The sequence below is a fragment of the Runella defluvii genome (assembly GCF_014195535.1).
GTDB lineage: Bacteria > Bacteroidota > Bacteroidia > Cytophagales > Spirosomataceae > Runella > Runella defluvii.
The window spans coordinates 237236-256880 of record NZ_JACIBY010000006.1 but is presented as its reverse complement, the minus strand read 5'-3'; the positions used below and the strand labels follow the sequence as shown (position 1 = coordinate 256880).

General features: G+C 46.2%; 20 protein-coding genes. 9 read left to right on the top strand and 11 right to left on the bottom strand.

Annotated features, from left to right (window positions below; translation table 11 throughout):
* The first annotated feature begins 7 nt into the window (after nt 1-7).
* From FHS57_RS16090 to FHS57_RS16080, 3 genes are read left to right on the top strand one after another with little or no spacing between them, the layout of a single operon-like run.
* Nucleotides 8-1240: a glycosyltransferase family 4 protein gene (locus tag FHS57_RS16090; RefSeq protein WP_183975371.1), complete on the top strand. Its 1233-nt coding sequence runs from the start codon at nt 8-10 to the stop codon at nt 1238-1240.
* 25 nt (nt 1241-1265) lie between these two features.
* Nucleotides 1266-1715: a PaaI family thioesterase gene (locus FHS57_RS16085; RefSeq protein ID WP_183975370.1), complete on the top strand. Its 450-nt coding sequence runs from the start codon at nt 1266-1268 to the stop codon at nt 1713-1715.
* A 25-nt stretch (nt 1716-1740) separates the two neighbouring features.
* The gene (locus FHS57_RS16080) at nt 1741-3186 is read left to right on the top strand and encodes a cellulose synthase family protein (protein ID WP_183975752.1); all 1446 of its coding nucleotides are present in this window, start codon (nt 1741-1743) and stop codon (nt 3184-3186) included.
* 76 nt (nt 3187-3262) lie between these two features.
* Here FHS57_RS16080 and rpmB read toward each other — a convergent pair whose 3' ends face one another.
* The 4 genes from rpmB to FHS57_RS16060 form a co-directional block, all read right to left on the bottom strand.
* A complete protein-coding gene (rpmB, locus tag FHS57_RS16075) occupies nt 3263-3487 on the bottom strand; it encodes a 50S ribosomal protein L28 (RefSeq protein WP_028525126.1) in 225 nt (74 codons plus the stop codon).
* Between the two features lie 77 nt (nt 3488-3564).
* Entirely contained in the window at nt 3565-4593 is a 1029-nt protein-coding gene (ruvB, locus tag FHS57_RS16070; protein WP_183975368.1) for a Holliday junction branch migration DNA helicase RuvB, read from the bottom strand.
* A 71-nt stretch (nt 4594-4664) separates the two neighbouring features.
* Nucleotides 4665-5402 (bottom strand): hypothetical protein, encoded by a 738-nt coding sequence (locus FHS57_RS16065; RefSeq protein WP_183975366.1) that lies wholly within the window; start codon nt 5400-5402, stop codon nt 4665-4667.
* A 9-nt stretch (nt 5403-5411) separates the two neighbouring features.
* Nucleotides 5412-6479 (bottom strand): Ldh family oxidoreductase, encoded by a 1068-nt coding sequence (locus FHS57_RS16060; protein WP_183975364.1) that lies wholly within the window; start codon nt 6477-6479, stop codon nt 5412-5414.
* A 109-nt stretch (nt 6480-6588) separates the two neighbouring features.
* Here FHS57_RS16060 and FHS57_RS16055 point away from each other — a divergent pair, with 109 nt between their 5' ends.
* Nucleotides 6589-7314, top strand: coding sequence for a 3-keto-disaccharide hydrolase (locus FHS57_RS16055; RefSeq protein WP_183975361.1), 726 nt, complete (start codon nt 6589-6591; stop codon nt 7312-7314).
* Between the two features lie 131 nt (nt 7315-7445).
* Here the strand turns inward: FHS57_RS16055 and FHS57_RS16050 are convergent, their stop codons facing one another.
* The 7 genes from FHS57_RS16050 to FHS57_RS16020 form a co-directional block, all read right to left on the bottom strand.
* Nucleotides 7446-9485: an OPT family oligopeptide transporter gene (locus FHS57_RS16050; RefSeq protein ID WP_183975359.1), complete on the bottom strand. Its 2040-nt coding sequence runs from the start codon at nt 9483-9485 to the stop codon at nt 7446-7448.
* A gap of 58 nt (nt 9486-9543) precedes the next feature.
* Nucleotides 9544-10221 (bottom strand): pirin family protein, encoded by a 678-nt coding sequence (locus FHS57_RS16045; RefSeq protein WP_183975357.1) that lies wholly within the window; start codon nt 10219-10221, stop codon nt 9544-9546.
* Nucleotides 10218-10733, bottom strand: coding sequence for a hypothetical protein (locus FHS57_RS16040; protein ID WP_183975353.1), 516 nt, complete (start codon nt 10731-10733; stop codon nt 10218-10220). Before FHS57_RS16040 ends, FHS57_RS16045 begins: the two co-directional genes overlap by 4 nt.
* Nucleotides 10734-10747: 14 nt before the next feature.
* Nucleotides 10748-11491 (bottom strand): dioxygenase family protein, encoded by a 744-nt coding sequence (locus FHS57_RS16035; RefSeq protein ID WP_183975352.1) that lies wholly within the window; start codon nt 11489-11491, stop codon nt 10748-10750.
* A 215-nt stretch (nt 11492-11706) separates the two neighbouring features.
* On the bottom strand, nt 11707-13026 hold the full coding sequence (locus FHS57_RS16030) for a S41 family peptidase (RefSeq protein ID WP_183975351.1): 1320 nt from the start codon (nt 13024-13026) through the stop codon (nt 11707-11709).
* A gap of 284 nt (nt 13027-13310) precedes the next feature.
* Nucleotides 13311-14006, bottom strand: coding sequence for a LytR/AlgR family response regulator transcription factor (locus FHS57_RS16025; protein ID WP_183975349.1), 696 nt, complete (start codon nt 14004-14006; stop codon nt 13311-13313).
* Nucleotides 14007-14130: 124 nt separating this feature from the next.
* Nucleotides 14131-15240, bottom strand: coding sequence for a sensor histidine kinase (locus FHS57_RS16020; RefSeq protein WP_183975347.1), 1110 nt, complete (start codon nt 15238-15240; stop codon nt 14131-14133).
* 167 nt (nt 15241-15407) lie between these two features.
* Here FHS57_RS16020 and FHS57_RS16015 point away from each other — a divergent pair, with 167 nt between their 5' ends.
* The 5 genes from FHS57_RS16015 (at nt 15408) to FHS57_RS15995 (ending at nt 19381) form a co-directional block, all read left to right on the top strand.
* Nucleotides 15408-15980, top strand: a complete 573-nt coding sequence (locus FHS57_RS16015) for a helix-turn-helix domain-containing protein (protein WP_122933802.1) — start codon at nt 15408-15410, stop codon at nt 15978-15980.
* A gap of 35 nt (nt 15981-16015) precedes the next feature.
* The gene (locus FHS57_RS16010) at nt 16016-16261 is read left to right on the top strand and encodes a GlsB/YeaQ/YmgE family stress response membrane protein (RefSeq protein WP_183975345.1); all 246 of its coding nucleotides are present in this window, start codon (nt 16016-16018) and stop codon (nt 16259-16261) included.
* An 85-nt stretch (nt 16262-16346) separates the two neighbouring features.
* Complete coding sequence (locus tag FHS57_RS16005) at nt 16347-17288, top strand: M20/M25/M40 family metallo-hydrolase (protein WP_183975343.1); 942 nt, start codon at nt 16347-16349, stop codon at nt 17286-17288.
* Between the two features lie 24 nt (nt 17289-17312).
* Nucleotides 17313-17978 carry a hypothetical protein gene (locus tag FHS57_RS16000; RefSeq protein ID WP_183975341.1) on the top strand — a complete coding sequence of 222 codons (666 nt, stop codon included), beginning with the start codon at nt 17313-17315 and terminating at the stop codon, nt 17976-17978.
* 122 nt (nt 17979-18100) lie between these two features.
* On the top strand, nt 18101-19381 hold the full coding sequence (locus FHS57_RS15995; RefSeq protein ID WP_183975339.1) for a PQQ-dependent sugar dehydrogenase: 1281 nt from the start codon (nt 18101-18103) through the stop codon (nt 19379-19381).
* Nucleotides 19382-19645: the final 264 nt, after the last annotated feature.

Below are 19645 nucleotides of genomic sequence, written 5' to 3'. Positions count from 1 at the left end.
CCAACTTATGAGAATTTTACTAATTCACCAATATTTTTTGGAAGACAACGACGGCGGAGGTTCGCGTTGGAACGAAATGAGTCGGTTTTGGCAAGAATCGGGACATCAAGTCATTGTGCTTGCGGGCATGGTGCATTACATGGGGCATCGTCCTGCCAAATACAATGGGAAATATTTTGACCGCAGTACCAACCAAGACGGCGTGGACGTCATTCGTTGCCACGTTTCGGAGTCGTATAACAAAAGCTTTGTCGGGCGGCTGTGGGCGTATTTTTCGTTTACATTTTCGAGCATTTGGGGTGGCCTTCGCTATGCCCGTGGCAATTATGATGTTATTGTGGTGACGTCGCCACCTCTTTTTGTAGGAATCACGGCCTACGTCCTGTCACTGTTCAAACGGACTCCTTTTGTTTTTGAAATCCGCGACTTGTGGCCCGAATCCGCCATCGACACGGGTGTCTTGACCAACGGCATACTTATCAAATTTGCCTATTGGTTTGAGAAATTGATGTACCGCAAAGCCTGCCTTATCAATGTACTCACTCCCGCTTTTCGCGATAAATTGATTACCAGTAAAGGAGTTTCTCCGTCAAAAATCATCTTTATTCCCAACGCCGCTGACTTTTCATTGTCGGAAGAATTGCTCCAAACGTTCGATGTTGCCGCTTTTCGTCGTGAACAGCAGTTGGAGCAGCACTTTGTGGTAACTTACGTAGGTGCGCACGGGGTTGCCAATCACTTAGTTCAGGTGCTTGACACGGCCGAATTGCTGCGTGATACCAACGTTTTGTTTTTGCTGATTGGGGATGGAATGCTCAAGGCTGAACTAAAAGCTGATGCTCTGCAACGTGGCCTGACGAATGTCCGTTTTATTGATTCTGTTCCCAAGCGAGATGTGTTTAAATACATTTTGGCTTCCGACGCAGGGGCGTCAGTTCTGAAAAAAGTAGATACATTTAAGACCATTTATTCTAACAAAACCTTTGACTATATGTCTTGCCAAAAACCTATTTTAATGGCCATTGACGGTGTTTCGAGGCAATTGTTGGAAGACGCCAATGCAGGTTTGTACGTTGAACCCGAAAATCCAGCCGATTTTGCCGCCAAAATTCGTGTATATTTACATAATCCATCGTTGGCAAAACAGCACGGGCAAAACGGCTACCGCTACGCCCAAGCCCATTTTGACCGCGAAGTTTTAGCCAACAAGTACCTAGCAGCATTGCAACAAGTAAAGTGAATTATTCTCCACTCACAACAACTTCATGACTAACGAAACCAATCCACGTTTAGACTTTTTTCGTTCTCAAATCGGCCAACAAATGACCAAAAGCCCATCGGGGCTTGGGCGCTGGCTTAACGGTAAACTTGTTGATATTCAATCCAATGCAATGGTCGTCGAGTTTGTCGTACGCGAAGACATGACCAACCCCATGATGACCCTCCACGGCGGGGCGGCGGCTTCTATTATGGACGATATTGTGGGCATGTTGGTGTTTACACTAGGCCGCGAATACGCCTATACTTCTGTCAACCTCAACTGTGATTTTCTCAACGCCGCTCGCGTCGGCGACGTACTCACCGCTAGAGCGGAAGTAATTCGCGCGGGTAAAAATGTGATTCATTGCGAAGCACGGATTACCAATGCTGACCAAAAGATTATCGCAAAGTGTAGCACTAACCTGATTCAGACCTCGATGAAGTTGGCGTTTTAGGCAAACTCATGATGTAGCGTTGCGTATGGAATTTTTGGTGATTTTGTTGTACCTCCTCCCCACCTGTGTGCTGTTTTTGTACAGTTGCGCACAGCTGAGTTTGGTTTGGAGTTATTGGCACCGTCAAGCACCGATAGAGGAGCTGAGTTTGCTAACTAGCTTGCCAAAAGTTTGTGTACAACTCCCTATTTACAACGAACGCTACGTCATCGAACGACTCATTGATGCTGTTTGCGCTTTTGAGTATCCCCAAGAATTGCTTGAAATTCAAGTATTGGATGATTCCACGGACGAGACCGTTGCGCTTATCGCCCAAAAAGTAGCGCATTATCAATCAGTAGGGTTTGCCATTTCGCACATTCGCCGCCCTCAGCGTGAAGGCTTCAAAGCAGGGGCGTTGGCCTACGGACTGACGCTTACTCAAGCTGAATTTATTGCGATTTTTGACGCTGATTTTATTCCTGCGCCCGATTTTTTACAAAAAACACTGCCTCATTTTTCCTCGTCTTCGGTGGGGGTGGTACAAACCCGTTGGGGACACCTCAACGAATCGTACTCGTTACTTACGCAACTTCAGGCTTTTGGGTTAGACGGGCATTTTGTGGTCGAACAGGGCGGCCGCAACGCCGACGGACATTTTATCAATTTTAACGGAACGGCAGGCGTTTGGCGAGCGAGCTGTATCACCGACGCAGGTGGTTGGTCGTCGGATACCCTCACCGAAGACCTCGACTTGAGCTACCGTGCCCAACTTCGGGGGTGGCAGTTTGTGTATCTCGAAAAGGTAGAAAGCCCTGCCGAGTTGCCTGCAACCATGCCCGCATTTAAGTCGCAGCAATACCGTTGGATGAAAGGTGCTGCCGAATGTGCTCGCAAAAATTTGTGGAAAGTATTTAAAAATGAGGCGCTTAGATTTTCTACAAAAACCCATGCAGCGTTTCATTTACTCAACAGCGGCGTGTTTATTGCGGTGTTTGTAATGGCGCTGCTGAGTATTCCTGCCTTACTTATCACGCACGAGTCGCCGCGTTTTAATTCGGTACTGGGGATTTTTCAGTTTTTTCAACTGAGTGTTGTTATTCTTCTTGGATTTTATGGCACAACGCACTACGGCCGAAAATCGCTTTTTGAACTAGCGTGGCAATTGCCCTTGTTTTTGTCCGTTATCATGGGGCTTTCGCTGCATAATTCGATTGCGGTAATTGAAGGATATTTTGGAAAAAAAACGCCTTTTGTCCGTACTCCTAAATGGGGAATTGTACAACATCAAGGAAATTGGCAGCAAAAAAAATACCTCGTTCGGAGCCTCAACCTGCTTACTTGGCTGGAGCTAGGTTTGGTTTTATACTTTGGTTTTGGCCTTGCCCTGGGTTTATATTGGCAGACTTACTCGTTGGTTGGGCTGCACAGCATGTTGGTGTTGGGATACGGGTTTGTGGGTTATTATTCCGTCAAACACTCGTTATCTTAACTTTTTGGCTCAAAAGGGCAACAAAAAACCCCGCCGTCGCGGGGTTAAATCTTTTGCAAAAGATGGTCGTGTATGACTACAACGCACCTACTTCTTTCAAAACTGCTTCAATACCTTTTTTATTGATAGTACGAAGAGCTGAAGTAGCCAATTTAATTTCTACCCACTCATTCAAAGAAGGAATAAAAAACTTCTTTGTTTGCAAGTTTGGATAAAACTTACGCTTGGTTTTATTGTTAGCGTGCGATACGTTATTACCAACTCGTGTTCTTTTGCCCGTAATTTCACAAACTCTGGCCATGACAATTGTTGTTTTCAGAATGAGGGTGCAAAAGTCGTAATTTTTCAAAAAAATAACAAGTGTTTTCTAAAAAAAGACTAGCCAAATAGGTCGCCCGTCCTAAATTTAGGGACAATTCCTAGGTGTCGATAGGCTTTTTCGGTGGCTTCTCGTCCCCGTGAGGTACGTTTTATAAATCCTTCTTGAATCAAAAAAGGCTCATAAACTTCCTCAATCGTCTCGGCTTCGTCGCCGCAAGCGGTTGCAATGGTTGTAATTCCCACGGGCCCACCTTTAAACTTATCAATAATGGTACTCAAAATACGAATATCCATTTCGTCGAGGCCATGCTGGTCCACATCAAGGGCTTTGAGGGCAATCTCAGCTATCTCAACCGTGATGCGTCCTTGGCCTTTTACTTGGGCAAAGTCGCGGGTACGGCGTAATAAATTATTGGCAATACGCGGCGTGCCACGGCTACGGCGGGCAATCTCAAAGGCGCCATCGTCTTCAATCGGTGTGCCCAAAATGGCAGAAGACCTTTTTACAATGGATGATAACAATTGGGCATCGTAATACTCTAGGCGGCAATTGATTCCAAAACGAGCTCGTAGAGGTGACGTAAGCAAGCCCGCGCGGGTAGTAGCACCAATAAGTGTAAAGGGATTCAAGCTGATTTGAATACTCCGCGCATTCGGCCCAGAATCGAGCATGATGTCGATTTTATAATCTTCCATGGCCGAATACAAGTACTCCTCCACAATTGGGTTGAGGCGGTGAATCTCGTCGATAAACAGCACATCGTTCGGTTGGAGGTTGGTCAGCAACCCCGCCAAATCGCTTGGTTTGTCCAATACAGGCCCCGACGATGTTTTCATGGTAGAGCCTAATTCGTTGGCAATGATGTTAGAAAGGGTTGTTTTCCCCAAACCTGGAGGCCCGTGAAGAAGCACGTGGTCGAGTGGTTCGCCCCGTTGTTTGGCTGCCGTTACAAAGATCCGAATGTTTTCAAGAATCTTGTCTTGCCCCGCAAAATCACTGAATGACAACGGCCGTAATGCCTTGTCAATTTCTTTTTCGATGGGCGAAAGCGGCTCTTTATTTCCTGATAGATAATCTTGACGCATACATCAAAGATACGTTAAAATGGTGAATAGCCGAAGTCTTTGTGGACAAAGCGGTGTTTTACTACAAAAAACTAATCTCCTGCAAAGAACAGTCCTTTGATGTAACTTTCCCACGGTTCGTTTTTGTTGAGACGTAGCCATCCGATAAGCCCAAAATCGGTACGAACCAGAAAATGTTCTTCTAGTTCAAAATCAGGGCGGCCAAATTCGGCCATTACTACTTCGACTTTGTAGCCTTTGGGGAGGGTTGCTACTACCTCTTTGGAGGTTTTGTCTTTGTACAACGTAAGCTCTTTCAACGCCACTGATTGTAACCCCACGTAGTAAAAAGGTTGGGTGATTTCGGCGATGGTGTCGTTTTTGATTTGAAACTTCCGACGTTTATCAAACAAATTATTGGTATGTCCGCTGACGTAAAAAGTGGTGCTATTGGTCAGGAATAGCTGCAATCCATTGACCGTTCCGAGGGTTTTGCCCGATTTGGTCGCAATCATAAAATTGGGGTCTTCGCTGGGTCCGTGTGAAAACAACACATACAACGAATCGCTGATTTGCGGATGTTTAAAAATCGCTAACCGTTCATAAACAGGGGCGTCGGGGTCGGGGCAATACCAAGGGCTATTTTTGGGAAACTGCGTACATTTTTTGCGACTGAGCTTGATGGTAGCTTTGTCGTAGCCAAATACCACAGGGTTCATACCGCCATCGACGCGAATTTTGGTCAGTTGCGGAAAATAGTTGGGTGTTTGTCCGCAGGCGATGTGCGTCACTAGACTGCAAATCGTCAGGGTGAAAAATAGTTTTTTCATAAAGGTTGATTATAAAGAAACACCAAATCGTTTGCCAAGTTCTTCCAGAGATTGTACGACGGGGTCGAGCAAATCGAGTCCGTTTTCGAGGCGGTCGGCTTCGATGGCGCGTTCGGGGTCGCCAGGAATCAAGACTTGTTTGCCCTCAACGGCCTCGGCCGAGCGAAAACGGCGAATCCACGTGTCCATGTGGGCTTTGAATTCGTCGGCAGGGCGGAAACCGTCTATCCGCATCGCGCCAAAAAAATGCCCAGTTCCTTTTCCTACCCCTTCGTTGGCACTCATAAAGCCTGCCGTAGCAAAAGGTGGTACCCAAGGTCCGTAATTAGCCCCCGATAATACGCCCGAAAAAATATCTACAATCGCCCCTAATCCGTAGCCCTTGTGGCTACCGTGCTCGCGGTCAGAGCCAAGTGGAAGCAATGCCCCGCCGTTTTTGATGGGGTTGGAGTCGGTCGTGATGTTGCCTGCCGAATCTTGCGCCCAGCCAAGGGGAGCTGGCAGGTTTTTGCGTTGCAAAATCTCAAACTTACCGTAAGCCGCCGCCGTACTGGCAAAATCGGCGACAAAGGCAGGCTCTTCATGGGCAGGAACGGCCACGGCAATGGGGTTGGTACCGAGCATTTTTTCCAATGAAAACGTGGGGGCAACCAACGGGGCGGCGTTGGTCATGGCCATGCCTATCATGTCGTGGGGGAGGGCAAGCATGGCGTGGTAGCCCGCAATACCAAAGTGGTTGGAGTTTTGCACCGAAATCCAGCCCGAACCGACGTTTTTGGCTTTTTCAATGACAATTTCCATGGTTTTTGGCCCAACAACCAGCCCGACACCAGCGTCACCATCGACGACGGCGGTGCTGGGGGTTTGATGTACAATTTTAATGGTTGGGGTAGGGTTGAGCCGTCCGTGGTCAAACAGCCGTACGTAACCTGCCAAACGAGCGATGCCGTGCGAGTCAACCCCGCGTAAGTCGGCGGCAATGAGGACAGTGGCGGCTAGGGTGGCATCTTCTTCCGAAAAACCGATGCTTTGGAATATATTTTTGGTAAAAGTTCGTAGTTGTTCAGCAGAAAACATAGTGAAAAGTATCTTGAAATTGTTTGGGCGCAAATGTCGCAAGAAATGCACGAAAGTAAAATAGTCTGCTTCTTGGCTTTGGATAGCAACAGTCAAACTAATTTTAACGATGTATAAGCTAGTACTTTCGCTCGCCCTGTTGATGGGAACTTGGGCCGCTCAAGCCCAAACACAAAATGCCCTTTCGTCCCAAGAAAAGAAACAAGGATGGGAGCTGTTGTTTAATGGGAAGGATGTGTCGGGGTGGCATACGTATGGTAGCAAAGGCGTAGGAACGGCGTGGAAAGTGGAAGGCGATGCCCTCAAGCTTGATGTGCCCACCCGCGCGGGAAACAAAGCCCCTAATGGCGGCGACATTGTTTCAAATGTGCTTGTTTCGGGGGATTTTGAGTTTAAAGCTGACTGGAAAGTAAGTCCATTGGCCAATAGTGGTATTTTCTTTTTTGTGAAAGAAGCGGAGCAGTATAAAAACATGCACAATACGGGGCTTGAGCTTCAGGTGTTGGACGATAAAATTTACGAAGGTGCCGCCGAAAACAAACACCGCGCGGGCGATTTCTTTGGTGTCGCCAATGCACGTCTTCGTGAAATCAATCCTGTCGGCGAATGGAATCAGGTGCACGTAGTGTTTCGGAAAAATAAATTAACAATTACGCTCAACGGTTTTGTGGTTCAAGAACACGACTTATCGAGTGCTGATTGGAAGCAACGAATAACTAATAGTCCGTTGAAAAATGCACCTATTGCTCAAAATCAGCTAACGGGTGTCATTGGGTTACAAGATTGGGGAAGTACAGTTTGGTACCGAAATGTCAAACTTCGGAAGTTGAAGTAGTGGAGCATTGCCTGAAATTTTTCCCACAGATTTTCCCAGATTTAAAGCCGCAGATTTTCGCTGAATAATTGCTTTATGAAGTTCTTGTTCGGCGAAAATCTGCGGGTGAAAAATATTTTTGTACAAAAATCTTATCGCTTCATTGCTACGCGATACAACACTACGGCCATGGCGGCAAATAAGCCTGCGCCGAGGAGTTGGTATCCGCCTTCACCGAAGACTGAAGCAAGGGCGTGTTCGAGGTTGATGTTGGCAAGGGCATTAAAAATACTGTCGTTGACCGAGAGGAGAGCTACAACCACGCCCGCCAACGCACCACCTGCCACCAATCCCGTCGAAAACAAATTCCCTTTGCCCAAGTCAGCGTCTTCTTCTTCGATTCCTTGGCGTTTTGAGTTCCAGTTGACAAACGCTTTGACGCAACCACCCGCAAAAATGGGCAACGTTGTTGAGAGAGGAAGGTACAAACCCACGGCAAACGAAAGCGCGTTGACTCCCATGATTTCGATGGTGAGGGCAATAAAGACACCTACTAATACAAACTGCCAATCGAGGTTAAACGATAAAAGTCCTTTGATAAGCGTAGCCATCAACGTGCCTTGAGGAGCAGGAAACTTGTCGGTGCCAATCGCATGCTGAATGCCTTGAGCAGCCAAATCAGGGGTGGGTGTGTCGAGCAATTTGACGGTAGCACCAATCACCAACGACGACACAATGACCCCGATGAAAAGGGCAATTTGTTGATAACGCGGCGTAGCACCCACCAAATACCCCGTTTTGAGGTCTTGTGAGGTGTTTCCTGCATTGGCGGCGGCGATGCAAATCATTCCCCCAATGACCAAAACGGCAGGTTCGTACATTTTTCCTGTTAGCCCAAACCCAATGAAAACCAGTGAAGTAGCCATAATGGTAGCAATGGTCATTCCCGAAACAGGCGACGAACTTGAGCCAATAATACCAACAATGCGGCTGGCGACGGTGACAAAGAAAAAGCCAAAAACCACGACCAACACCGCAATCAAAAACTTGGTTAAGAACCCGTCACCAGGAATTTGGGGTAAAATGACCATCAAAATCACTAGGGCCAAACAGCCAAAAAGCACCACTTTAAACGACAAATCTTGTTCGGTACGGAGGCGAGTGGCATCAGCGCCTGCTTTCATTGAGGCTAAACTCTGGCTGAAGGATGAAACAATCGTAGGAATGCTTTTAATCAAAGCCATAAAACCACCCGCTGCCACGGCACCTGCGCCAATCTGACGGATGTAAGCGCGATAAATGGCCGATGCGGTGTCAGTAAAGCTATGAGAATCAGGGTTCCAGCCACCTGGGCCGCCTGCGGTAGCGAGGTCTTTGAGGTAGCCTAATTTGATAAGCTGCTCGGCGATGGTATCGGCAGGAACGAGGGTTGCTAAGAGAGGAATGAGCCCTAGCCAGGCCAAAAGTCCGCCACCTACCAAGACGGCTGAAATACGAAAACCAATGATGTAGCCTACGCCTAAGTATTCGGGGGTAATTTCACCGCTGACGACGGCCGAGGGGAAAATTTTGCTGGCTTGAGATGAGGCTAATTTGGGTACTTCGGCAATCACATGTAAGATTTTTTGGAAGAAAGCATACAGCATGGCCACGCCAAGCCCTTGATAGGCTGTTTTGGCAAGGTCACCGCCTTTTTCGCCCGCAATCAACACCGAACCGCAAGCCGTCCCTTCGGGGTAGGGAAGGGTGCCGTGCTCTTGCACGATGAGCGACCGCCGCAGTGGAATCATCATAAACGTCCCTAAGAATCCACCCAAAATGGCCAACGTGAGAATGGTCCAATAATTGAAAAAATCGGCCCCGATGCTTTTGCCCTCTTCGGTCATGGAAAGAAACAAAAAGCCGGGCAATGTAAACACCACGCCCGATGCGATGGACTCGCCCGCCGAACCCGTGGTTTGAATGATGTTGTTTTCGAGGATGGTGGTGCCTAAAAATTTGCGACCCAGCGAGATAGCCAAAACGGCAATGGGGATAGAGGCCGAAACAGAAAGTCCTGCTTTGAGCGATAAATAGACCGTAGCAGCGCCGAACAATACGCCAAAAATAGCACCCATGACGACCGATTTGACAGTAAATTCGGCGACGCTACTTTCGTTGGGAACGTAGGGTTTGAAGTCTTTTGATTCCATAAAATTTTAAGGTTTAGGAGATAAACCTTAAAGATAGCATTGAAATAGAAAACCACAATTAGGTTTCCAAAATCAACAACATAGCATCGTTCGATAATGCTTCAAATTCTACCTCCGTCACCGACGAAAGCGATAAACCATCGCGAGCATGAAGCAGGCGGTTTTGGACTTCAAATGCACCTTCTATCACAAAAACATATACTCCTTTTCCTGCGGATTGCACTTGATAACTATCCTCTGCCCGCCCGTCATAACGCCCGATGAAACCTGGCACACACGCATTAAAAAGAGGAAGCAACTGATTCTTTTGCGAAAAATTGAACGTATTCATCTCTGTTTTTGGGGTAAAATCTTCTGGCGGACGCTTTAGCCAAATTTGCAAAAAATTCACCAGATGGTCAGGATACGGGTTGGTTACTTTGTAGCTCATCCCTTCCTTTGCCGAAAAGACCTGCACTTGCCCAGCTTCTACAAAACCCGTTTGGTGTAGGCTATTTTCGTATTCCAAAGCCCCAACCAACGGAATCAAGACCACATCCGTCGCTTGGTCAACCGTCATTTCGATGCTACGTTCGTAATCTAGGGTGTCGTCGTTCAGCACGCGTAACGCACCAAATGGCTCACGGTTTTCGGCGCGATAGGCCCCAAAATTGAAACTATGGTAGCTCCGAAACCAGTCGAGTTGTGACACTCCACGTTGGTCGGCTAAAAAAATGACAGCGTCGATTTGGGTCATAATGATTTTTGCAAAGAAGAAATACTCAAAAAGGGTTGAAGAGCAATTAAATCGGTCTCAATGTCTGCACCGTTCGCTAAGGCAGTTCGATGGTCACCGTAGGCCACCAATAAATGGTCGCCGACGGTGTCAATCCAAGTAAGAGGGTCGCTATAGAAATAAATAGCTATTTTATGTTCAGCCTTGTTCTGAATGTTCGATTGAACAATCTCAAACCGAAAACGCTTGAACGGAAGACAAAGCTTGCCGTGAGTGTTGGCTATGTCAGGGATTATATCGTTGAGTTGGCGTAAGTACCCAATCGCTGCTGTACTCACCATACCGTGAATCTGCTCGGCATTGGGCACATGGTCGAGTAGTTCTTGCAAGGTTTTATAACGGCTATTAGGGTCAAAATACTGCGCCCTCATAAAAAACTCAAGATGAGTATCGTCAAAAACAAACTTATCCCAAGCTTTCTGTGACGATGCGTCAATCACTTTCCGATAACACAGACTGATTAGTCCTTTCATAAATCCACTAACTATTAGGCACTTACAACAATTGTATGAGTAATTGTATATCCATTGGCTACGCTTCCCGAAACCGTACCAAGCTCGTTGGTATATCCATCCCCAAATACGTTGTCTTTTTCGTTAGTCGTATCCGCTTTGCCTTTTTTGTAATAGTTGGTGGCGGTAGTGAATACGGTGTCACACACATCGGCAGGAAAAGCGATTTGGGTGACCAACAACGACTTGCCCGTAGAGTCATAGATGTGAACGTGGATGTGTACTGCACGACCCGAATACCACCCAGGGAAAATAGTTGTAAAACCTACATTACCCGACGCATCGGTAGTTTGGCGTCCTCTCAAAAAATGCACTGATGTATAGTTGGTACTTTGCATACCTGTACCGCCGTATTCTGAGTAGTTTCCATCCGCATCGCAGTGCCAAATGTCAACGAGTGCTCCCGACAGCGCTGCGCAGCTATTATTTTTATTTTTGATGGTAATAGTAACTGTCATAGGAAGCCCCGAACGGTCTGAACGAATATCTTTCATGACCAATGAACTCGGAGTCTTGGTTGGGAACGGCCCTTCGGTTTCCGAATTTGTGACTGTACAATTCGAGCTTGACGAGCCATTGGTAGAGCCTTGCGAAGTAGTAGAGCCCGAAGTAGTGGAGGTTGGGTCAACAGTCTCTTTGCTACAAGAGCTGACAATAGGGACTACGGTTGCAATGCCTAATACCGATAAGCTTCTTTTCAAAAATTCCTTGCGTTCCATATTCGTATGATTTTGGTTAGAATGAGTGATTTTAATTAACCATACGTACAAGGCATTTACAACGTTGTGCAAAAAGCCTGTTTTGAGGTAAAGGGCTCAAATGTTGCGGTAAACACAGGTCAGACGATAGTCAGACCAGTGTTTACGATAACATCCTTCGTGGTCTGACTATCGCTGACCAGTGTTTGAGGACTCTTCTACTCTTCGTGGTCTGACTATCGTCTGACCACGGTGTTTTTGACCATTTTTTTGTCAAGTGTTTGGTTCATGGTCACTTGTTCGGCCGAAAGGCGGGCGTTGCTTGCCACGGTGAAACTACCCGCCTGAATATAGTTGAGTGTTGCAGCCAAACAGTTCTCCTGCGTATCGCCCCAATTTTTGCTGAGTCCATCCGCCACCGCCGCATCTACCGCCAAACCCGTATAATAATCTCCTACATTTTGGGCATTCACCGTTTTAAACGCAATCGGAGCAATGACGTAATCCATCACCTCAAAACCGTACATGCCTACGGGCTTACCATGCGTGGTGCTGCCAATTGTTTTGACGTCCAAATACGGCTTTAGGTTATTGATAAGTAATTCGGATGCTGAAGCAGAGGCCGACGACGTAATGAAGAAAATTCGAGAAAGATTCAAAGCGCCTGTTTTAGAAAAGCGAATCGTCTCGTTCCACTGCGAAAGTTTGGTGTTGTGAAGATAGCTAAACATCACCGACGACTTGGTGACACTCGTAGGAGCAAGCGTGTTGGCCAACATAATTTGCGTTTCGACGTCCCCACCGCCATTGTAGCGCAAGTCCACGATGAGTTCGTTGACTCCTGCACTTTCAAAATTGCTCAACACCGCTTTTAGCTCATTTTGCGAAGGGGTTCCTGTAAAACTATTGAAGACAAAATAACCCACTTTTCGTCCCGCCACGTCGTAGGTTTTATTAAAAAGCACCGTATTCATCGTGTAAGTCGCGGCTGTTAGCGCAACGGTGGACGTCGTTCCATCTGATTTCTCAAACCCAAACGTCGTAGAAGTCGCATCATAGAAGGCACTAACAATGGCATCGTCCGTCATTGATTTTACCGATTGCCCGTTCAGTGTCGTCAGTTTCCAGCCCCGTTCTACCCCCGCTTTTCCAGCAGGCGATTGGGCATATACATACCGTACCCGCAGGTCGTTGTTGGCATCGTATTTTATCCAAAAACCAAAATCCTGTGTTTCGCCGTCCGAAAAATAGCTATTGAAGGTACTCGCCTTTTCCACAAACGACCAGCGGTCTAATGTTTGATAGGTACGCAAGGCATCCATCTCACTTTCAGGGTCGGCATACGAACGGGGGTTGAACGTAGTAGGAAGTTTGTCGTACCACAAATACACATCTTGCATATACAGCCAAAGCGAATCGCGTATATCGGCTGTGGTAGCGGACGTGTTTGACGAAGTGGAGCCGTTGGAAGTGGTTTGAGGGTCGAGGTTGTTTTGTTTGCAACTGAAAAGGGCAATACAAAACGCCACAGTCATTCCAATAATAAGTTTTGCCATGTTGCTCATGAGACTGTTTTTAAGTTAGGTGAAGAAAAAAACAGGGAGAGGTATGGCAAATTCGGGTGATGCTCAAAAAGTGGATGATTGCGTTAACAATTGCTGTTACGCATATCTTTTCGAGAGCGTTGCAGAAAACCGCGCTCGTGTTTTCTTCGCCATACTCGTGTTTTCTTCGCCGTGCTCGTGTTTTCTGTGCGGTGCCCGTGGTTTCTCAAAACCACGGACTCAACAGACGCGGTTTTGAGAAACCGCTAACACAGTAGAGAAACTGCTGACACTTACTAGGAAGAAAAACGTTTGAAAAATTCTGCTTCGTAGCTACTTCCAATCGGGATTTCATTTTCACCCAGTGCAATTACTTTATTTCGAACGTTTTCAATGCGTCGCAGAGGTACAATAAACGACCGATGCACTCGTATAAAATCCCGTGCTGGCAGTTTTTCAACCATGCTTTTCATGGTCATACGCGCCACGATAGGTTTCGCATTTTCGAGCTGAATTTTGAGGTAATCGTCTAGCCCCTCGATAAACAAAATGTCAGCGATGGCAATTTTATAGGTGCTGTAATCGGCTTTTATGTACAAATATTCAACAGCAAGCTCAGGTTCTGCTTTTTTGATGAACTGAGAATAATCCAGCGCTTTTTGAACCCCCTGTTGAAAACGCTCGAAGGTAAATGGTTTTAAAAGATAATCAACCGCGCTGAGGTTAAAGCCCTCTACGGCATATTCGGCGTAGGCCGTCGTAAAAATCACCATCGCAGCTTTTGGAATCGCTTTATAGAAATCAATCCCCGACATGGCGGGCATATTTATATCCAAAAAGAGCAAATCCACCTCATTCTCGGCCAAATAAGCCAGCGCCTCGTCGGTACGCGAAAAGGTTTTTTGTAAGTCAACCAAAGATACTTGACTGCAAAAATGAGAAATCACCCGCAGGGCAGGGGGCTCGTCGTCGATGGCAATTGCTTTTAGCATAGTTTGGTATGTTGTTTACATATAAAATAACAGGGTTGTGAGCAACCTTTTGCACGTGAGGTCGGGTTTTGAGAAACCCTTTGCACGTAGGGTCGGGTTGTGAGCAACTCTCTGCACGGTGGTTTTACGCTATTCGCAACTGCAAATCTACCGTAAAACTATCCACGCTATCCCCGATTTTCAATTCATAATCATCAGGGTAGAGCAATTCCAGTCGCGTTCTTGTGTTTTCGATACCTATCCCACTCGCCGCTTCTTCATCATAAAACACCCGTACTTTTTTGTTAAATGTAGTTAAGGTCAATACCCCTTCTTTTACCGAAATCCGTAGCTGAATCAGCGATTTTTCCTGAGGATTTACGCCGTATTTAAACGCATTTTCGATGAATGAAATCAAAATCAACGGTGCAATTTTATGGCCATTGGGTTTGCCTTCTATCCCAAAGTCCAGCTCTACGGTATCCCCAAGGCGAAGCTTTTGCAGTGCTACATAATTGGAAATATACCCAAGTTCGTGCTCCAATGCCACCCAATCTGTAGCTGCTTCGCGCATGACGTACCGCATCAACGACGACAGCTTCACCACCGCGTCGGCTGTGTGTGGCGACTGCTCAATCGCTAGTGAATAGATGCTATTGAGCGTATTAAATAGAAAGTGGGGGTTGATTTGTGCTTTCAAAAATGACAGTTCGGTATTCAGTTTTTCGCTCTCAGTTTGCCGCAAACGATGGTTGATACGCAACGCTAATGACACAAAAACGCCGACCAAAAACAGAAAAAGCGCATGGCTCAGTTCAAACCCCATAGGAGGTTTGTTATCCGTTATCATTTGGTGAGAAGAGGGCGGGGGAGGAAAATCATGGGGGCTTGCTTCAGCATTGGATGGCGGGGGTGGGTGACCGTGTTCCTCAAAGCGACCTCGGTACATTTCAGGCCCAATTGCTGTTCGGTCGATGGAAGCTAGAAGCAGGAAAATTATCCCAAAAGCAGCTCCAATGCTCAGAGCGTATCGAACATATTTTTTGGGGAAATAAAGGGCAGGAATCAGGTAGTAGTAATTCAAATAAAAGAAACCCAACATAAACAAATACGAAGCAAAACTGGTGAGTTCGTGTGGATTGGAGGTCAGGTGAAGGAGTTGCGAAAGCCCGTTGGGCGCAAAAATGTAGGGGAGAGCCAAAAATGCCAGTCCTCCTAATACATGTACCGTCAGCTGCCACGCGGGGCTTTTCATAAAAGGGTATTTTTGGGGAAAATTAGAACTCCTCTTTATTCCTCCCAAATTCTTGAGGTCATCAGGCATAATTTGTCGGTAGATAAGTATTTATAGCATAGGTTTTGGTTTTTGGTATAGATACGCCTACTTTGTCCCCAAATCCTATAATTGTTTGTTCTGTAGTTATGGCCAACGAAGTACTTCTGCAAATTAGCAGTAAACTGAAAGATTACCGCAAGTCGAAAGGAATAACCATTCAACAATTGGCAGATCGTGCCCAAGTAAGCAAGGGACTTATCTCGCAAATTGAAAACAATCGGACGATTCCTTCTTTATTGGTACTGATCAATCTCATTCGCTCGCTAGGGGTGGATTTGAACGATTTTTTTGCCGATGTAGAACAAGCTTCTGAAGCCAAAGTGCTGGTCAAACGCAGTAGCGAGTATCAGTCGTTTGAAAAAGAACAGTCCAAAGGTTTTTTGTACAAACGCATCATGACGCGCAACATCCAAAGTCTTCCTACTGACATTGTTATTTTGGAACTAGCCCCCAAAGCTACCCGTGCTTTCATGGTCAAAACCAATGCCTACGAATATAAATACATCATCAGCGGAGAAGTAGAATACACCGTAGGTGACCAAAAATATACCTTGAGTGCAGGAGATTCTATCTTTTTTGACGCGAACCTCCCGCACAAACCCGTCAATGTGGGTGATACCACCGCTTCTATGCTCGTCATGTATTTCTTCAAAGAATAACTTTGTTTTATTATCAATCCTAAACCTTTACTACCATGAGTCATTTAATTTATGTATTGATTGTAGGTGCTATTTCAGGATGGTTGGCTGGTCAAATAAGACGCGGCTTTGGATTCGGTCTTTTTGGCAATATCGCTGTCGGCATTGTAGGTGCTTTTGTTGGGAATTGGGTCTTCGGTCAGCTCGGCGTCTCGTTGGGAGCGGGTTTATTAAGCACGATTCTCACCTCCGTTATCGGGGCATTGTTGGTGTTGTTCGTGATTGGCCTCATCAAAAAGTAGAGCGTTTATCAACATTTTATACCCAAATAGCCCGTATTTTGCGGGCTGTTTTATTTTAGTCACTCCATTTTCTGTTTTTAGTAGTATGAAACCTTTTATTGTTCTCGCTTTTTTTCTCGTATCTCCGTTGTTATACAGCCAGTCGGTACGTCCAACCACAGAATCCGTCGCAAAACACATTCAGTTTTTGGCTTCCGATAAAATGAAAGGACGGGGTACGGGAAGCAAAGAGAATGAAAAAGCAGCGGCGTATATCATCAAACAATTTAAGAAAAATGGGCTTACCCCCCTTGGCACCGACGGTTTCTTGCAACCCTTTACGGCAAAAGTGCGCCGCATTGTGGTGCCCGACAGTATTCGTCCTGCTTCAAACGTGATTGGTTTTCTGGACAACGGCGCGCCCTACACCATCGTCATCGGTGCGCACTACGACCACTTGGGCGAAGGCCGCCAAGGAAGTCTGCGCGATGCCAACGCCGTAGGGCAAATTCACAACGGCGCCGACGATAATGCGTCGGGTGTGGCAGGATTGATAGAATTGGTGCGGTATTTTGCCAAAAACGACGTCAAAGAGTCTTACAATTTCTTGTTTATTGCCTTCGGAGCCGAAGAACTGGGTTTGGTAGGGTCGCGGTATTTTGTAAATAATCCTACTTTGCCGTTGGAAAAAATAAATTTCATGGCCAACATGGACATGATTGGCCGCTATGCTCCCGACCGTGGCGTGGGTATCGGGGGGTACGGCACCAGCGATGCTTGGCCCGCCATTTTTAAGGAAGTGAATGGCGGAAGCGTCAAATTTTTTACGGACAATTCGGGCAGCGGCGGTGCGGATCACGCCTCGTTTTATGCCAAGAAAATCCCCGTTTTGTTTTTCCACACGGGTGGCCACGACGACTACCACAAACCTACCGACGATATCGAAAAAATCGATCTCGTGTCTGAAGTGGGTATCTTAAGCATTGAAATTCAGTTGATTGAGAACGCCATGAAATTGCCCAAGCTGAATTTTACTGAGGTGAAGTAATCACATTTTAATCCTTTTAACGTTATGAAGTTTACCACACTCTTAGTCATTGGTTTGTTATCGCTATCAGGCTTTGCTTTTGCTCAACAAAAGGAAATTTCCATTGACCTATTACCGCTAATCAACAAAGAGAAAGAAATTCCCAATGTCCTTTTGAGGATTCCCCACGCAAATCATAGGGGGAATTATAGGCTAAAACTTGGAGGAAGCTTGAGCAGTAATAACACCAATCCATTTATGGAGCAAAGGAATAATAATGCACGGATAAATCTTGGATACGAGTTCTATCGAACGTTGAAGTCTATTGACTTTATATATGGGTTTGAGGTGTTGGGAGACTTTCAATTTAAAAAAAATACAGATCCTTTTTGGGAGGGAAGGTCGTATTATTTTGATGAAAACAACGTACAAACCGAACAAATCGTGAAGCGTACGATGCTAAATAGCCAAGGTTTTGGGAGTAATCTTTTTGTAGGCTTTCGGAAAGTGTTTTGGCAAGATTTATCGCTCTCGATAGAAACCGCAACTGCCATTGAGCTGTATTTTTCAAAAGTGGAGTTAAGAGAAACTATTACGAAGCCTTCGATCGGATTCTTTAGTGAATCAGTTCGCTCCGAAAACAGAAACTCTTCTTTCGCCAACCTACATCCTCTTTTTGCAATACGCTTGGGGTACCAATTTGGCAAATGATGAAGTAGGTTCGAAGTGGATAGAATTGGAGTAAGCGGGTATTTCAAAACTCTACCAACGTTATAATCTGTTTTCAAAGTGCTTTATACCAAAGTAATCTAACTTCAACCTCCTTTTACTTTATGTATCCATTTCTACGAACGCTTTCTGTGGCTGCGGTACTGGCCACAGCGAGTAGTCTGGCCGCTTACAAAAGTGACCCCTCTTTACGCCCCGCTAAAAAGCCAGCCGTTGCAGCTGCCGATATCAAAGTGCCTGCGGGTTTTAACGTCACTATTTTGGCTGAAGATTTAGAAACACCTCGACATTTGGCCGTTTCTAAAGGCGGGGATATTTACGTCAAAATCAACAAACTCAAAGAAGGCAAAGCCATTTACCGCCTCCGCGACACCAATGGCGACGGCGTTATTGATGAAAAAATTGGCTTTGGCGATTACAAAGGCTCGGGTATGTACATCCGCGGCGGTTATTTGTACGCGTCATCGTCCACGAGTGTTTATCGCTACAAACTCAATGATAAAGAAGAAGTTATCGACTACGATCATCCCGAACTTATCGTCAAAGGGCTGGTAGCACGCGGCCGCGACGAAGCTAAAAACTTGACCGTCGATAACAATGGCTATGTGTATGTAAACGTAGGTTCGTATGACGAAACTTGCAAACAACCTGGCACCAAACAGGGCATCATGCCTTGCCCGTTGTTGGATTCTATCGGGGGGATTTGGCGCTTCAAAACCGACCGTTTGAACCAATATTACAGCGATGGAATCCGCTACGCTACGGGTTTAAAAAACGTCGTAGGCTTGGATTGGAACTCGACTAACAATTCGCTTTTTGCCCTTATGCACGGTCGCGGGAAGTTCCATGAAGATTTTCCTCAGTATTATACCCCGCAAGACAGCGAAAAATTGCCTGCCGAAACGCTTTACGAACTTCGCCAAGGCGACGATGCGGGCTGGCCTTACGTCTATTATGACCCTTTCCAAAAGAAGAAAATCCTTTGCCCCGAATACGGCGGCGACGGCAAGAAAACGGGAGGAGAAAAAGCGGTGAATCCCGTAGCTGATTTTCCTGCCCACCTTGGCCCTAATGCGTTGTTGTTTTATACGGGTAAAATGTTTCCTGCCAAGTACAAAAACGGTGCATTTATTGCCTTCCACGGGCAGTCACCTGTGTTGAAAAAGGGCTACATGGTGGCTTTTGTACCGTTCAAAAACGGCAAGCCCTCTGGCCCTTGGGAGATTTTTGCCGACAATTTCGCAGGCACTGATTTAGCCAAGCCCACAGGCCCCGTTCAACACCGCCCCACGGGCCTCGCCCAAGGTCCCGACGGCGCTATCTACGTCACCGACGATTTGAACGGAACGTTGTACAAAATTACGTACAAGGCTCCTAAGAAATAGGTTTTCCCAATTGTATAAAAAATCCCGCGTCGGTAATTGGCGCGGGATTTTTTTGTGTATGCCTTAAAAACAAAATAGCCTCGGTAGAGGCGAAACATTTGTAGTGGCAGTGGGAGATTTTTTTAATTTTTGCTTCGGAGAAGCATAACAAAGCAACATATTATGCTTCTCCGAAGCAAAAGGCAAATAAATACATCCCCTCCAAGCCCATTCATTCTTTCTACTAAGATTTAGCTCCTCTGGAGCAATGAGGCAGGATGGGGC